Source organism: Oribacterium sp. FC2011, assembly GCF_000701645.1.
Classification (GTDB): domain Bacteria; phylum Bacillota; class Clostridia; order Lachnospirales; family Lachnospiraceae; genus Oribacterium.
In genome coordinates this window covers 19,089-34,794 of the sequence record NZ_JNJM01000027.1, presented here as the reverse complement: position 1 = coordinate 34,794, position 15,706 = coordinate 19,089, and the positions used below count along the sequence as shown (strand labels likewise).

Here is a 15,706-nt window from a genome sequence, read left to right as displayed (position 1 = left end):
TTTAAAAAATAATTCATTTGATGATCATTATTGGCAGGTTCAAAGTAACAGTCCTAGTATAAATGCATGGAGTGGTGTGGCTTTTGAACGTGTTTGCCTGGAACATGTACCTCAGATCAAGGCTGCATTAGGAATTTCAGGAGTGCATGCGGAAGTAAATGCATGGAAATGTGATGCTGATAAGAAGAAGGGATTACAAGGATCTCAGATAGATTTGCTTATCGTGAGAGATGATCAAATCACCAATGTATGTGAAGCAAAGTACTCAAAAGCAGACTATCGAGTTGATGCTGCATTTGATAAAGACATGCGGCGTAAGATATCTGATTATATGGTTGAAAGTAAGACTAAACATGCTATTCATGCGACTTTGATCACCAATTACGGCATTGTAGAAAACGAGTATTCAAGCGAATTGCAATCAGTCATCACTGGAGAAGAATTGTTCAAATAATATTTGAAGCATAGTGGCTAACTCTCGTGACTAAGTCATGAGAGTTAGCCACTTTTATTATGAGAAAAATATTTCTCAAAATGTTTGAGAAAAATACAAATCAGAGAAAAAATATTCCCATAATTAATATGAAAGAAATTTAAAGAGGCGATGAATGATAATCAAGAAAAATCTAGAACCTTTATTTTACCTTAAAGAACAGGTAGAAAACGGAACACATGACAACAATGTGATGGAAGTCGAGTTCTCCGATAACAAAAGGAATATTCTCCATATTTTCGACGGGGATGACACTGGATACACACCGATGATTACGCTGTCAGTTGAATCTCAGCAGAAGATAAATGGCCGATGGCGAAAGATCGGGCAGAAAGATATCCTCACATGCCACTACGAATTCTTTTTAAAGAATTGTGGGGAAGGAATGTATCAAAAAATAATCCGAACTCTCACAGAGGAGCCTTAAAGAAAGATTATACCAAGAATCCTCAATCATAATTGCTTTGTAAAAGCCAAGTAATAAGGAGAAAAAGAAATGAAGATTCCCGTAAACATCATGGCACCCATCAGTATCATCAGGGCTCCGCCGATCTTTACTGTGTATTTCAAAACATTTCTATGATTCCTGAAAAACTCCAGCAACTGAGTTGTGAACATTCCTACTGGCACGAGGAAACGATTTTGCTGTCACATAGTACATGCCCGTTTGCGGAAACATATCAACTACCCTCTGTCCGTTCGTCCGATCGGCTTCAGAAACATATCTACGGTTTTTCTGTTCGTCCGATGCCCTTCAGGAACATATCAACGGTTTTTTGGCCATTTTTAGCAGATAGGCGTTTGTAGGAACATATCATGTTCTTTTATATTTGCACTATTGAGCAGCAAAAGTAAGACAGCAAAGAGCCTTCTTTAACACGAAAGGTAAATAACTGAATAAAGGCGATAACATTTTTCTCAAAAAAAGAGGCGTCTCGCCAGATGGTTTGACACCTCCATAAATATTAGACTTCTGTATTTATCCTTCGATCTGAATCAGTTTCTTTTCCGGTACCTCCGGTGCTTTTTCTTTCGGAAGTTCCAGATGCAGGACGCCATGTTCGAACTTCGCATGTACATCTTCCTCTTTTATTCCCTCTCCAATATAAAAGCTTCTGCTCATCGAACCGGAATACCGCTCCTTGAGGATTGCTTTACCGTTATTTGTCTGATCGTGCTCTTTGGAAGCACCAACCGTCAGATAACCATTATTCAGTTCCAATTTGATTTCTTCTTTTTTGAATCCAGGCAGATCAATATCTACTTCATAATGATCGTCATGCTCATGGACATCTGTCTTCATCAGCCTGTCCGCATGCCTGCCGTAAAGCCTTCTTTCTGCCCTATCCAGATCCCTGAATTCAGGCCACTGTGGAAAATCAGCATCGAACCAATCATCAAACAGGTTTTCTCCAAAAATACTCGGTACTAACATAATGATACCTCCTTTACTCAATAACATTTTATGTTTCTGAGCAAGGGAAGGAGGGTTTGGATCAGCTCTGATCTTCTCTGTTCCTTTGTTCTGATTATGTTATATCACTATTATTAGCACTCGTCAATAGAGAGTGCTAATAATATCTGTGAACATTTTGTGTTTTCTGCTTTATCACATTTCGCAATACATCTTTACGCAAAACAGGAACTCTTTACTTCCGGATCCCGGGATCGGCATCACTACAATCTCTTCCGGTTTATAGTACCCATCCTTATGCAAGACATGGAATATCGAGGAAATGTATCCGTGCTCGCTTTCTCTGACTCGTTCCACTATAGTACTGAAGTCCGCAAAAGTGGTAAATTTTTCTTTCTCGTCAGGATGCATTCTTTTCTTTGCAATAATGTCAAGTTTATTAGCGGATTGTCGCATTTGTGCGTATAATATTAAAGACGTCTATAGTCTTCTGCTAATAATTAATAAAAAATATATGAGTAAAATATTTGTAATACCCGATATACACCTAAAACCCTGGATGTTTGAAAAAGCATCGGAAATCTTATCTAAAAATCAATATGATGCCATTGTTCTTTTGGGAGACCTTGTAGATGATTGGGGAAAGGGACAGAACATTGCCCTTTATAAGGAAACCTTTGATGTCGCAATTGACTTTGTAAAAGAGCACCCGGAAACATATTGGTGCTACGGTAATCATGACGTCAGCTATCTATGGTATGCCATGGAAACAGGATTCTCATTTCTAGCAAGAGACACTGTGGTAGATGGGATAGAGAACCTAAGAAAAGTGATGAAACCTGGTCATGTAGAATATATCCATAGGTTTGACAAAACACTATTTTGTCACGGAGGACTCACGGAGAGTTTCGTGATCCAGCATTTCGGATATGGAGAACAGGATATGGATTCCATGATATCCAAAATTAACTCCTTGCGAAAAGAAGATCTATGGAAAGATAACAGTCCCTTATGGGCAAGACCACAGGGTGGTGCCATGAGATTATATGATAAGGATTATCTTCAGGTGGTCGGACACACTCCGGTAATTTCGGCTATTCAGGAAGGTAATCTCCTTAGTCTCGATAACTTTTCAACTTATAGAGACGGGAATCCGTACGGTGACCAAAGGTTTGTTTTCGTCGATACTCTTGAGAAGACATGGCAGTTTGCCTAAGGATCATATATATATATATATATGCAAGTTAGATTTGAAAGTATAAAAAACAGTTTATAGGAGGATTAGAAATGGCTTTTCTTGTAGGAATTATAGTTTTTGGATTTATTATATGGGCAATTGTATCCATGAAACGCGATGAGGATATAAGCAAGAATGGAATTGAAACCGAGGCGGTTGTATCGCGTGTAGAAGAACACTCCAGTATCAACGAAGATAAGGAGAGTGATAACTACAAAGAAAAAGAATACACCTATACCTATTACGTCAAGTATCAGAATCAAAAGGGTGAAACTGTAGAAGCAAAGCTTGGTCCCCAGCCTCATGCACTTCAGCAGGGAAATAAGATACGAATCAAGTATTCTACGAAAAATCCGACCTATGTGCTCAGTGCCGGAGAATAATCAAAATCCCAAAATATGTAGAATTCTACAATTAATTAGATTGTCAAAGGTCGTGGGCGGTGGCTAATTATTACAGACTAATGGAGGCTTTAAAATGAAGACAGTATTATGCTACGGAGATTCAAATACCTATGGATTTGACCCTCGCAGTGGGCTAAGATATCCTTCCGATATCCGATGGACAGGGCGATTACAGCAATTACTCGGACAAGAATACAAGGTGATAGAAGAGGGCTGTAACGGAAGAACAACTGCTTTCGATGATCCAACAGAGCCTTGGAAAAACGGGCTTCCATATCTGAGGCCCTGCCTTAATACACATAAGCCGATAGACATAGTTATACTTATGCTCGGGACTAATGATCTTAAAAATTGTTTCAATGTATCAGTTAAAGAGATAGCAGAGGGTGCCGGAAAGCTTGTTGATATCATCAGGGAGTTTACCGCTGATAAACAGGGTTTTATCTCAAAAATCATTTTGGTATCTCCACCGGAAATAGGCGAAGGGATAAAATCATCTCCATTCAGCGAAAAGTACGATGAAGATGCTATAGAAAGCTCCCGAAGCTTCCCCAAGTACTATAAAAAGATAGCCGAAGACAAGGATTGTATTTTCCTGAAAGCTTCAGACTACGCAGAACCCTCAAGGGAAGATTCTTTACATTTGGCTCCGGAGGGGCATGAGGCATTAGCTGAAGCACTATATAAGACTATCATTTCTAACAATTGTTAAAGGCTCCGTAATAGGTCTACTTGAAAATTGTTTTAAAGAAGTCCTTGACTTTCGAACCGGTACACTCTGTGTCCCTTTAATCTGCACCTAAGTACTATTTTTAACCATTTTGGCGCGTTTTTGTGCCTGAAAAGCCCAAAAATCCTTCACCTAAAACAGAATTCTGGTTTAGGTGAAGGATTTTTAGTTCCAATGATAGATCGGTTTTTTTCTAATACCGCAAACATTCGTTCTATATTTATGTGCATTTTTTTCAACCTGCCATGATGTAGACTTTAATCATTGAAAGAGTAATCACACATTACTCAGCGTCGTTTACACAATTTGCCAACTGGCAGGAAAGGATTCCTATGAAAACCGAAAGAGTCTTAAGCATGGATGCTGACAGCAGGATTTACCACAAGCCGAATTGTCACTATGTAAAAATGATGTCCCCAAAGAACCGTATGTCTTTAGCCAAGGAAGATGCTCAGATAAGAAGATACCGCATCTGTAAATGTTGTAATTCAATGTCATACCATTACAGAACAGAGCAAAACACCATCGAGTACTATAGAAAAAACAAAAAGATGGATTTCAAGTTCATAGATGGTGTTTTGTATGTAAAAACAGAGATTGGCTGCTGGAAACTTGTATATTCAAAAAGATTTGAGGATATAGTGCTTTACCATAGAAATACCGTTTCAGCGCCTGTGGATTTTAATCATCCGGAGAACGAACCCTATCACAGGCAAGTCGATGCACAATCTAGCCATACTATCAGTGGTTATCTCAACTACATATATGAGCATGACAGGTATAAAGCTGCCATGGAGCGTGGCGAGAAGAATTTCAGGTTCTCAAGTAAGAAATATGCCCGTCATGAAGCAAAAGCTCAGAGAAAGCGCCAGCATAGAAGAGTAGAACAACTTTTCATGTTACTTGAAAAAGGAGATTCCAATCTCCTCAAATTATCAATCTGCTAACAATACAAGGAACGAAAGGATGAATATCATGGATATATTTAGAACGATAGTTACAACAACTGCTACGGTTGTCACATGGGAAATACTCAAGAGAAGAGATGAGAAAAATAAAGAAGCAAGTGAATACAGAAATATTAAGATCAAAAGAGATCTAATGGATGAATTCTCTGCGTCATGCGATAGGGCAGGCGTTGATATGAATTCACAGCTTAAGAAGCTGATAACGGATTTCAATAAAGAAGTACAGAACGAGGAAAGCTGATAGATAAATGACCGAATAGACATTAAAAACGACCGAATAGGCAGAAATCATTGTAAACATTGCCTTGCCATAGTAAAGTCAAATCATCAACAAGCGGAATAAAAGAATCAACGGAAGATTCTTAAGAGCGATAAAAAACGAGTTCTATGAAGGAGGAAATCAAAATGTCAGATAACAAGAACATCGAACTTAGTGATGAGATGATGGCAACTGTAACAGGCGGAAATAGTGACATATCCGGTCCAAAGTATGAGATAGGCGACCAGGTAAACATTAAATTTGCAAATGATGAAGGTGTTGTTACAGTCGTAACAGGACATGTTACCGACAGAAAAGATACTCCCGGCGGATGGAAATATCTTATCAGATACGAAGTAAACGGAACCACGTACGATCATTGGTATCCCGAAATAGCACTTTGATGTTGGAATAGGAAACAACATTAGGAGAAAAGAAATGTCTTTTACAGAAGCAATCAGGTCAGTTCTCACAAATTATAAAGATTTCAATGGAAGAGCCAGAAGAAGCGAATTCTGGTGGTACTATCTTTTTGAGTGTATCATAAACTTTAGTCTAAGCGGTCTCAGTCATGCAACGGGCATAAAAGCCTTCGTCTGGGGAATCTATGTTTTTAATGTAGTTTTATTTATTCCGGGTCTGGCACTGCTTTTCCGCAGAATGCATGACACAGGAAAGAGCGCGTGGCTCCTGCTTCCTTGTATTATTCCTGTCGCAGGTCAGATATTCATGATGTTATGGTTTCTTAAAGACTCCCAACCGGGGGAGAATAAGTGGGGGCCTAACCCGAAAGGTCTTATATAAATTAACGTATCAATATATCAGGAAAAGAAGGTACTCTATAGTAGGAAGTCTACATTTTTGTAGGCTTCCTATTGTTTTATGCTCATATTATTTTAGTTATCAGGTGCTACTATTCGATTTAAAATGTACCCAAAAATGTACATTGCTTTTGATAGTATAAGTCTCAAAAGAAATCTTAAAAGGATGTTATCAATCACAAAGAAAAGCTTCCTGAACCGAATTATATGGTGTTTGGAGCATATAAACGCAAAATAACGTATCTTTTCAACAATACAAAAAATTGTCGCAGATATTAAGTACATTATGGAGGATGTTTATTAAGGGGGAAGTGACATGCTGCAAAGAATAAATGAACAGATTGTTACGGATACGGAACAGTCTGTGCTAACCACGGAAAATTTCTTTGGAATAAAAACGGGCTTTAAAAACTTAGACCATTTCACAGGAGGATTTGCAAACGGACAGCTGATAATAATGGGAGCAAGACCTTCTATGGGAAAAACGACATTTGCCTGTTCTCTTATTAATAATGTTTGCGTAAAGGATGGAAAGAGCTGTGTTTTCTATACATCTGAGATGTCTGCAAACCAGATATTATATCGACTTATCAGAATGCATGGAAATGTAAAATACTATGAAAAAGACGGGGAAGAATATATTGAAAAAATCAAGGATGCTTCTGATAAAGTAGAAAAAGCCCGTTTATGGCTTGATGATACATGTGTCGGTAAACCTTTCGAATTCATCTTAAAATGCAGAGAGATTGGAAAAACAGAAAGAGTCGACCTCATTATTATTGATTATTTGCAATTATTTGAAAACTCTACAAGTCATTTAGATGATGAGCTTCGAAGCTTAAAGAAACTGGCAGAAGAACTTAATTGCCCGGTATTAGTTTTATCACTACTTAAAAGGTCAGTTGAAAAGCGAAAAGATCGTATTCCTCAGATTTCGGATCTTCCATTACATAAGATTATTAAAGCAACTGCTGATAGAATACTGTTTTTATATAGAAGCTCATACTATGACTTGAGAGCAGATAAGAATCTAGCAACTATTTTTGTTGCCAGACATAGAATGCATAGAAGAATTAAAACTTCAATTTATTTTGATCCAGATATCCCCATGTTTCAAACAGATTTATCTTTTATAAGCAGCAAAAAAGGGTATACATCTGAATGAAAGATCAGAACTTCATTGTCATACAAAAACTAGTAACTTGACTGATTTTGCAGATGTCAGAGAATTCCTTGGAACGGCGAAAAATATAGGAATATCTTAATTGGAGGCCATGAATGGGCAGAGAAAGGTACGAATTAAAGGGGTATACACAATATAGCGTGGGTCTTGGTGAGCCTTGGTATTATAAATATGATCTTTTTGAAAAGGGATTGCTGGGACTTGCTATTACAGATGTAAATACCGCTACAGGATGGATTGATGAAGCAAATTTCACTGATGAAAGTTTCAGATTCTTTTATGGAGTGGACGTTCAACTTCAAAATCAATTTGATTATGGCCTGAGCTATAAAAATAATGAAGATGGATATGCCGCAAGAGTAACATTACTTGTAAAAAACAGAATTGGTAAAAGAAATCTTATGGATTTATTGTTTGAAGCATCATCCGTTGGAAAAGAGATCTCTGCTTATCCTATAATTGAAACTTCTGCGCTCAAAAAATACAGGGAGGGGATCCTGATCGGATATTCCTGTGATAATAATATTCTCACAGAAGAAGAACCTGATGTTGAAAAAGAGCTTAAAGAATCTCCTCTGACGAGAATGATTGATTTGGTGGATTATGTTGAAATTGCTCCATCAGACTATAATCCACTTTTTCCGTATGTGGACCTACGTAAAAGGAAATATGTACAGGCTTACACTAAAAGGCTGGTTGAATATGCTGAGAATCACAATAAGCTCGTTATAGCTGTTTCGGGATTTCATTATCTGGATGAAGACAATAATCTAACCTGGCGAGTACTTCAATGCGATGGGGATGTATCAGCAACGGAAGGTCATCATATTTCTGAATATGGTATGGTGGCACATTTACGAACTACAGATGAACTTCTGGAAGAATTTCAGTATCTTGGGTTTGATGAAGCAGAAAAAATTGTTATAGACAATACCATAAGCATAGCCGAAATGATCGATATCTTTGATCCTACATTCGTCCCAGATTGTCATATACGATGGAATGATGCAGAAGAACTGCTCCGTTCACACATCAACGACGGAATTCATAAAAAGTATGATAGTACAATGACAGAAGTAGCGAGAAAGCGTGTTGAAAAAGAACTTACTTGGATATTTGAAAACGGATATACCGAATTACTGCTGATGTTTGCTGAGACTGTTGATAAACACAGCAACAGGGAATGGGACCATTCGGCTTGTGAAGATCTAGAAAACAGCGTGGTTGCGTTTATTCTAGGTATTTCATCTATTGATCCTATCAAAAATGGCTTACCTTTTGAGTTTCTCGTGAAGGCTGCTAACAATGAATATTTTGCCTTGGGAATATCTGTTCCTCAGTCTCAAAGAGAAACAATTATTTCTTCGCTAGGAAAAATGAGGGGTGTTTGTAGTACGATCAATGCCACAAAACCAATGTATTACTATGATGAAGAAGTACATGAAATGGTATATGAATATGAGCGTATATCAGGAAAACGATTATTTTGGGAAGAAAAAAGCCATATAGAAACGGCTCTCACAGGTATGGAGGAATCTTCGAGATACAACGATATTCCATATTATCTTCTGCCGGAGAGTGAAGAAAATATTATTGACAGAAGGTGGAACGGTAACAGTCTGGTCTCTGACTTCCTTGGGAATTCTTTAATACAGAAGGAATTCACATCTTTCATTCTGGATTCAAACGAAGTGATTGATGTATTACTGAATCTTGAACAGTTGACTGGAAAGTCAGTATCTTCAATAGAATTCAGTGATTCATCACCTATGACGGCCTTTGAAAGCGATAGTATTTCATACGCTCCCAGATGGACTGCCGGGATATATTGGGAAAAGTACAATGAACCGATACTTAGATTTGGTATTCATTCCTTTAAAGATATGGTTTTCATAGAAGGTCTTTGCAGAGGAAAGGGAACCTGGGACAGGATTCAAAGTGATATGCTCGACAGGTGCGAAATGGAGCGAAATGATCTCATTACTAATCGTGAGGATGTATATGAACTGCTTGTTTCAAGAGGGATGGATGCAACAGGTTCGTTTCGCATTACATGTAAAATATGCAATGGTTCCGGTATTGATGAAGAAGATACTGGTCTTATGAAATCTTATAATATTACCGAAAAAGAACTATATATCCTAAAGCATATTATCTATATGCCAGGACGTGCGGAATGCATTCGTATGGCACGGATACGATTCTGGCTGGCATATTATAAGGTTAATTATCCAAGTCAGTTTTATAAGGCATATCTTGATTGCATCGCCGATAGTAGGGAATGGGATGTGATAAAGGCGGGCCCTGAAGTGTTGAAAAGTGTTTTGTCACTCATTGGTGATTATGACAAACCAAGTTCATATGATCAGCCTTCTTTTTCGAATTTGGAAATATATACTCGTGCGCTTACTCTCGCTGATGAAATGTTTCGAAGGGATATAAGGGTATAATGGATATTATATTTGCAGGAAGAAATTGAGGAAAGATATTATGAAACAAAATGATAATGTTAACAATGAAGCAGCCCTATCTTATACACATGAAGAGATTGAAGAAATGGTTTGTGATCTTAGAGCCATATTAAATGAGGCATTTGGAATCGTTCAGGACTTAATAGAGAATGGTGAGAACGAAATAAGTAAGGAACGGCTCTCAGAATTGTCTAATAAAGTAGAAGCGGCTTTGGATTGTTCTACGGAAGTTCTGGATAGTTTTGGTACGTAATAAGGCAATGAGGTAAATTATGCAAACATGGAGATTACAAACAAATACTGATGGTGGCGATGTAGCAAAATTCTGCTTAGATAAACATGTTATTGCCATGGGATGGCAACTTGATGATCATGATAGAGAGATTTTGCTAAAAAATCCCTCTTTTGAAAACTATTGCAATCTGGCGGATAAGCATTATGAAGGTTATAACAGTATAAAGCGAATGGTTCAGCAGACTGCACCAAATGATATTGTATGGATGAAATATGATGGACAGTATTATTATGCCAGAATAACAAAAGATAGTGAGTGGAAATTCGATTTTTCATCAGAAGCGATTGCGCTTGACGCTACTAATCAGCTTACAAATATCAAGTGGAATTTAGTGGATAAGTCTGGAGATGAGTCATCTGTACCAGGATGTCTTTCCACGGGATTCATTAGAGGAAGTACGTTTCAAAGAATTAACAAATCTGGAATAAATGAATATAGTCAGATGCTTTACAACATGAATGCTGCAGGTGAAGAAGGATTTAGATATGATAAACCTGCAATTTCATTAAATGAAAAGGATTTTTGGAACCTACTACAGCCTGATGATGCAGAAGACTTATTATGTATGTGGTTATACAGAGAGAAAGGGTATATTGTGATCCCTTCTACTAACAAGAAGGGTACAGAATTATATGAATGTGTTTTAATAGATCCAAAATCTGAAGATCATAAGCATATCTACATTCAGGTAAAAAAGGGGGATGTGACGATTGATGCGTCAAAATATGATAAATTGAACGGTGAAGTATATTTTCTCACAACTGGGGGAGAAGTAATAAACGCGAATAAATCAAATTATTATGTAGTCCCTTCGAAGAAGATATATGACTTTGCAATTGATCCCCAAAATAGAGCACTCATACCTGAGGGTATTGCATATTGGATAAAATTTATGACAAAGTCTGAGAATGAAAACATGGACAAGGCATCTGTAAAGGGCATAATGATAGATACTAACCTGTCGTTTTCAGATAAGAATGAAATAGAAATGCTAAGTCAAAGCAGAGTATGCGCTTATGGTGATGCAGATCGTTATATACGGAGCTTTCATAAAGGAGATTATGCTTTGTATTATTCTAAAGGAAAGGGCGTTGTTGCGATTGGTGAAGTAATTTCAGAAGAACCGAGGGAAGTTGAAACTGAGAAGGGTTTGTACCATGAAGTTAAAATGATTGTTCCAAAAGATATGGATTTTTCAAAGGTACATGATAAGTTTATTTCAGCAAAAGAGATAAAGGATCTTTTAAATAGAGGATTTTATTTCGCATCGACGATTAAAACCCCATTTTTATGTAAGGAACAGGTAGAAAAGTTAAAGGATGCGTTGATAAGCAAATATGAAGCATAGGCAGTTCAATTCATGATGATTTAGAATAATTATCTGAAAAGCAAGAAAGTATTTGGATATGATTTTAAAAGAGGATGGTTCGTTGTATGTACGCTACCGGTAACAAGAAAATGCTTAACATGCTCATATTGGAAATCCTTCGTAATTACACGGATGAAGAGCATGCATTGACACAGCAGGAAATTATAAAGCTTTTAAAACTGAATTACGGAATGGATTGTGACCGACGTGCTGTCAAAAATAATGTTCTATCATTGAAAGAACTTGGCGATGATTGCGGATTTGAAATATCTATGGAAAAAGGATATAGACTGCTTTCAAGGGAATTTGACGATGCTGAGCTTAGAATCCTGATAGATAGTGTTCTTTTTTCAAAGTCTATTTCTTCACGTCAGGCTAAGGATTTGATCAAGAAGATCCGTAGCCTTGCGAGCAAATATTTTAATGCAAAGGTATCACATGTTTGTAACCTTCCTGATCTAAACCGGACATTGAACAAACAAGCACTGTATTCTGTTGATACAATTAACGATGCTATCTCTGATAAAAAGAAAATTAGTTTTATTTACAACTATATCGGGACTGATTTTAAACTACATCCAAGAAGGGAAGATCCCTATGTCGTTAACCCTTACCAGATTGTTGCAAATAACGGTAAGTTTTATCTCATTAGCAATTACGATAAATACGATAATATTGCCCATTTCCGTATTGATAGAATGACAGACGTTCATGAACTGGATGAAAAAGCTAAACCTATCAAAGATGTGCCGGAGTTTGACGGAAGATTAAATCTGCCAAAACACATGGCAGAACATTTCTACATGTTTAGCGGAAAGAGTGTGTCTGCAAAGATAAAGACGACCGAAGATATGATGTCCGAACTTGTAGATTGGTTTGGTACTGATTTTAAGATCCTAGAAAAAAACGCTGACTCAATCTGCATTAGAGTGACCTGTAATCAGGATGCGCTTAGATATTGGGCACTTCAATATGGACCGTATGTCGAGATTATTGAACCGGAATCTTTAAGAAACAGAATTATTGATGATATTAACAATATGAAAGCAAAGTATTCTTTGTCTTAATTACACTAATGAATTCGGAAGATAACCAATGCAGAAAATTCAAATAATTTCATCCATACTAGAATAACATGGATAAGAGATCAAGATGTCAAATGACGATATAGATTGTTTTGATATATTTGATATGAGCTGGAGGATAGCGAATGAGTAACTATTATGTTTTTCGAATAACTTATGATGACAACTATAAACTTATCAGAGATGAATTGATAAAAAACCACCATCTAAGACAAGGATGGGGTACATATGATATGGCTGTTGATTCCGGATTCGATACATTTAAAGCCGGATGGCAAAAGCATTGGGAGAAAGATCTTCCTGATGAAACCATGCTTTCACGATTCAATAATTTATCAATCATGCTTGAAATCGAACCAGGGGACTACATTATTGTACCAAAGGTCAGCGTGGAAGACGATTATGTGAGCAGGAGCTTCCTCATATCAAAATGCAGAGAAAAATATCGCTTTGAAGTTCTTCCTGAAAAGAAGGATTTTGGCCATATTATAGAAGTTGAAGATGTTTTTAGCTGTAGCTATGATATGAATTTGCATTCTCAGAATATCAAGAGCAAGTTTATAGCATATCAATCCCCGTTGAACCGTGTAAGAAACGAGTCCTTCAAGGAATCTGTCGCTGAGTTGGTGCACTTGCATACAGAACAGCCTAATGAATTTGAAAAAGAAAAAACAGATTTGATTTCTATGATCAGTAGAGCCACTTCTTCACCCAGAAACGAATATCTGGAACAGATTAAGAGTGCTCTTCAAAAGATTGACAATCATAAGTTTGAGGATATTATTGGGGAACTGTTTGAAAAGAATGGTTACACCCTGACTGATAATAACTGGTACGATAAGGAAGGTGGCGATGTTGATCTTGTCTTTGAGTGTTTTAACAAGAATACCCTAATGTACAATATTTTCGAGATTTGCGATGTGAAAATGCCACATATTTATGTTCAGGCTAAAAAGAAGTCCGGTAAAGACTATGGCGATATAGTTGGCGTGGATCAGCTTGTTAAAATGGAAGATAGTATTCCAGAAAAAAATGCGATTTTGATGGTTATCAATTTGACAGACGAGTTTTCTGACGAAGCAAAAGAAAAGGCAGATGATAACGGAATTATTCTTATTAACGGACTAACGTTTGCCTCTCTTCTTGTAAGATATGGAATTGAGGTCGATATACTATGAGGTAAGCTGCGATGAGCGATTTTTCCGAAATTCACAAAAAATGGCTGAATATGTGGCACCATAAAGAAGAATATGCATTTGGAGAAACAGATGTTGATCTCGATTCATTCAAAGAGCTTGTCAAAGATACCTACTATCTCTTTAAAGAAATGCATGGTCATATTGAAGAAAATGATTATTCGGATATTACACCCGCCGAGATGAGGGATTATTTGGACATTTTATCCTGTATATCAATGTACAGCGCTTCCTGCTGTACTGATGAATCCAAAGATCATGCTTTTGCTATCACGAGATTGTTGTCCTTTGATCTGGCAGATTTGGGGGCAAATTATAGTCTATATGCCAATGACGAGGATGAACCTTTGGTTGAAGGAATTATCTCATCTATGGAAGCATACAATTATGGTCTTGAAAAAGTGATTCACTATGATGTCAATAAAGGTGACCTATCTGACTATATGGAGTTTGCTTCAGTAGTAAGATGCTGAAGTACAGTATAAAAATCATATCTATAGGTAATCATATGACTTATGAAGAAATTGAAGCTTATAAAAAAGCCGTAATCGAAAACGAGAAAAAAGAAGCTCTAAAATTCGTACTTGTACTTATTGTAGGATGCGTTTTGTTGTTTGTTTTTCCTCCGTTAGGAATAATTCTTATGGTAATCGCATTTATCATGGATATCATCTTATGTGTTAAATGTATAAGAACACGCAGAAATAATCCGGAAATATGGAAAAAAACAAATGTTAAATATTCCGGAAGCAGTACAAATACAGTTACGGCATCACAACAACAGGTTCATACACAAGAAACAAACGATAGAAGAGGGATGAATATCGCCCAAAAAACTGTTGCTTCATATGCTCTAGGTAAAGCTGCAACTACTATGATGAATGCTGGCAAACAGAATGTAAGGTTCGGAAATCCAAATGCAGATCGATATGCTAACGCCCGGCAAGATGCTATGAATCATAGGAATCTTAGCAGTACCCGAAAAAATGGCAGGGAAACAGTAAGGTTTAAAAATGGCGGAAATGGATATATTGAAACCGAATCAAATGGTGCTCAGTATCTGGTAGATTATGGGAATCGTAGGATTGGTTCATATGATCCAATAAGGAATGAGACTTATGATAAAAATGGAAAAAGAGTGGGAAGGGGGAATTTGCTTAGAAAACTTCTATAAAAGTCGAAAAATTTTATTTAAGCACTGATAAATCATCTAGTGAACAATCGAAAATCATTGTCGATATAATGGCCAAGGAATGAATATTTTAGGAGGAAACCATCAATGAAAAACATTATAAAATCATGTTTGATAACTATCTTTTTCACATTATTGTGCACGATAACAGCTTTCGCACGGCTAGATGACAAGGTTTCAACAAGCGACTCTACCATATATCCAGGGACATACTATCAAAAAAGTGAGACATGTGTTTTTGAAGGAGATATATGGTCGGGTGTACCTTCACAAATAACTACTTACGGTGAAGATAATACGAATTACATCATCATTTCTGAGTACGGTTCAATGCTTCTTTTCTATTGGGATACAGGATCCGGAAAAATGTCTGGAACACTTACCAAAAACGCTGATGGAACTTACAACGTACTGAATGATTCTCATGCGGAAGGAAACGATTTTCTAGGTTCAATAATTGAATCAATAACGCCAGTGTCAGACTCTGAAATAGTTATTTATAACATTACAGAAGGTGATCAAGGTACAGATAATTACTTTAACATGGTAAAAGTAGGTTAGTTATATGATAATAAAAGCTCATTTCCGG

Annotated in this window: 19 protein-coding genes and 1 pseudogene; 18 read left to right on the top strand and 2 right to left on the bottom strand. The window is 36.9% G+C overall.

Features of this window, described 5'->3' with window-relative positions; translation table 11 throughout:
• Positions 1–454 (top strand): annotated as a pseudogene (locus T357_RS21520) (AAA family ATPase); the annotation flags it as partial.
• A 154-nt stretch (positions 455–608) separates the two neighbouring features.
• Positions 609–920, top strand: coding sequence for a hypothetical protein (locus T357_RS0116205; protein ID WP_031554873.1), 312 nt, complete (start codon positions 609–611; stop codon positions 918–920).
• Between the two features lie 552 nt (positions 921–1,472).
• On the opposite strand, the gene T357_RS0116195 is transcribed toward T357_RS0116205, so the two are convergent.
• Positions 1,473–1,928, bottom strand: a complete 456-nt coding sequence (locus tag T357_RS0116195) for an Hsp20/alpha crystallin family protein (RefSeq protein ID WP_031554871.1) — start codon at positions 1,926–1,928, stop codon at positions 1,473–1,475.
• A 174-nt stretch (positions 1,929–2,102) separates the two neighbouring features.
• Positions 2,103–2,318, bottom strand: a complete 216-nt coding sequence (locus T357_RS21515) for a hypothetical protein (protein WP_197027365.1) — start codon at positions 2,316–2,318, stop codon at positions 2,103–2,105.
• Between the two features lie 103 nt (positions 2,319–2,421).
• Between T357_RS21515 and T357_RS0116185 the strand changes: the two genes are divergently transcribed.
• The 16 genes from T357_RS0116185 (at position 2,422) to T357_RS0116110 (ending at position 15,678) form a co-directional block, all read left to right on the top strand.
• Positions 2,422–3,123, top strand: coding sequence for a metallophosphoesterase family protein (locus tag T357_RS0116185; RefSeq protein ID WP_031554867.1), 702 nt, complete (start codon positions 2,422–2,424; stop codon positions 3,121–3,123).
• Positions 3,124–3,194: 71 nt separating this feature from the next.
• Entirely contained in the window at positions 3,195–3,527 is a 333-nt protein-coding gene (locus T357_RS0116180; protein ID WP_031554865.1) for a DUF3592 domain-containing protein, read from the top strand.
• Positions 3,528–3,621: 94 nt separating this feature from the next.
• Positions 3,622–4,260 (top strand): SGNH/GDSL hydrolase family protein, encoded by a 639-nt coding sequence (locus T357_RS0116175; protein WP_031554863.1) that lies wholly within the window; start codon positions 3,622–3,624, stop codon positions 4,258–4,260.
• Between the two features lie 350 nt (positions 4,261–4,610).
• Positions 4,611–5,225: a hypothetical protein gene (locus tag T357_RS0116170; protein ID WP_031554861.1), complete on the top strand. Its 615-nt coding sequence runs from the start codon at positions 4,611–4,613 to the stop codon at positions 5,223–5,225.
• A 28-nt stretch (positions 5,226–5,253) separates the two neighbouring features.
• Complete coding sequence (locus tag T357_RS0116165) at positions 5,254–5,487, top strand: hypothetical protein (protein ID WP_155991509.1); 234 nt, start codon at positions 5,254–5,256, stop codon at positions 5,485–5,487.
• Positions 5,488–5,651: 164 nt separating this feature from the next.
• The gene (locus T357_RS0116160) at positions 5,652–5,909 is read left to right on the top strand and encodes a hypothetical protein (protein ID WP_031554857.1); all 258 of its coding nucleotides are present in this window, start codon (positions 5,652–5,654) and stop codon (positions 5,907–5,909) included.
• 34 nt (positions 5,910–5,943) lie between these two features.
• Positions 5,944–6,309 carry a DUF805 domain-containing protein gene (locus T357_RS0116155; protein WP_031554854.1) on the top strand — a complete coding sequence of 122 codons (366 nt, stop codon included), beginning with the start codon at positions 5,944–5,946 and terminating at the stop codon, positions 6,307–6,309.
• Between the two features lie 333 nt (positions 6,310–6,642).
• Positions 6,643–7,491 carry a DnaB-like helicase C-terminal domain-containing protein gene (locus T357_RS0116150; RefSeq protein ID WP_049962513.1) on the top strand — a complete coding sequence of 283 codons (849 nt, stop codon included), beginning with the start codon at positions 6,643–6,645 and terminating at the stop codon, positions 7,489–7,491.
• 113 nt (positions 7,492–7,604) lie between these two features.
• Positions 7,605–9,959 (top strand): PHP domain-containing protein, encoded by a 2,355-nt coding sequence (locus T357_RS0116145; protein WP_031554850.1) that lies wholly within the window; start codon positions 7,605–7,607, stop codon positions 9,957–9,959.
• Between the two features lie 40 nt (positions 9,960–9,999).
• On the top strand, positions 10,000–10,233 hold the full coding sequence (locus T357_RS0116140; protein WP_031554848.1) for a hypothetical protein: 234 nt from the start codon (positions 10,000–10,002) through the stop codon (positions 10,231–10,233).
• Between the two features lie 19 nt (positions 10,234–10,252).
• Positions 10,253–11,623 (top strand): EVE domain-containing protein, encoded by a 1,371-nt coding sequence (locus T357_RS0116135; protein WP_031554846.1) that lies wholly within the window; start codon positions 10,253–10,255, stop codon positions 11,621–11,623.
• Between the two features lie 86 nt (positions 11,624–11,709).
• Positions 11,710–12,711: a helix-turn-helix transcriptional regulator gene (locus T357_RS0116130; RefSeq protein ID WP_031554844.1), complete on the top strand. Its 1,002-nt coding sequence runs from the start codon at positions 11,710–11,712 to the stop codon at positions 12,709–12,711.
• A 143-nt stretch (positions 12,712–12,854) separates the two neighbouring features.
• Positions 12,855–13,907 carry a restriction endonuclease gene (locus T357_RS0116125; protein ID WP_031554843.1) on the top strand — a complete coding sequence of 351 codons (1,053 nt, stop codon included), beginning with the start codon at positions 12,855–12,857 and terminating at the stop codon, positions 13,905–13,907.
• Between the two features lie 11 nt (positions 13,908–13,918).
• A complete protein-coding gene (locus T357_RS0116120; protein WP_031554841.1) occupies positions 13,919–14,398 on the top strand; it encodes a hypothetical protein in 480 nt (159 codons plus the stop codon).
• 35 nt (positions 14,399–14,433) lie between these two features.
• Complete coding sequence (locus T357_RS21300) at positions 14,434–15,099, top strand: hypothetical protein (protein WP_155991506.1); 666 nt, start codon at positions 14,434–14,436, stop codon at positions 15,097–15,099.
• A 105-nt stretch (positions 15,100–15,204) separates the two neighbouring features.
• On the top strand, positions 15,205–15,678 hold the full coding sequence (locus T357_RS0116110; RefSeq protein WP_031554839.1) for a hypothetical protein: 474 nt from the start codon (positions 15,205–15,207) through the stop codon (positions 15,676–15,678).
• Positions 15,679–15,706: the final 28 nt, after the last annotated feature.